Annotated in this window: 1 protein-coding gene; it reads right to left on the bottom strand. The window is 33.9% G+C overall.

Features of this window, described 5'->3' with window-relative positions; translation table 11 throughout:
* Positions 1 to 50 precede the first annotated feature (50 nt).
* Positions 51 to 439 (bottom strand): hypothetical protein (locus H4O21_RS28165; RefSeq protein ID WP_220495862.1); only part of this gene is annotated, 389 nt, incomplete at its 5' end.

Below are 439 nucleotides of genomic sequence, written 5' to 3'. Positions count from 1 at the left end.
ATCGTTTCAGCTAGAGTTCCTCCCCCATGGAGAGGTTAGGAGGTGCTTTTTTATCTAAATTTCTGACGCTCCACCAAATAAGTTGTCAATATAGAATTGAAATCCTTATTAACGTCAGCCTCAACATATTTTATTTTATACTGCATGCATTTTAAGCGTAACGCTTCAAAATAGTCATTTACCGCTTCACTGTAATTTTCCTTTATGGTGTCCGCATATAAGTTGATATATTCGCCTGTTTCTACATCAATAAAACGCTTGGGGTTGTTATCAAAATCGAACTGTAACTCTTTTTCCTTATCAAATACATGAAATAAAATCACCTCATGTTTATTGTATTTTAAGTGTCTAAGCGCCTCAAATAGCTTTACCTCATCTTCAGCAGTTTGAAACATATCGGTAAATAAAAATATCATAGAGCGTCTATGAATTTTTTCAG

Origin of the sequence: Oceanospirillum sediminis, from assembly GCF_014164585.1 — a bacterium.
GTDB lineage: Bacteria > Pseudomonadota > Gammaproteobacteria > Pseudomonadales > Halomonadaceae > Oceanospirillum > Oceanospirillum sediminis.
This window is presented reverse-complemented; position numbering and strand designations above follow the sequence as displayed.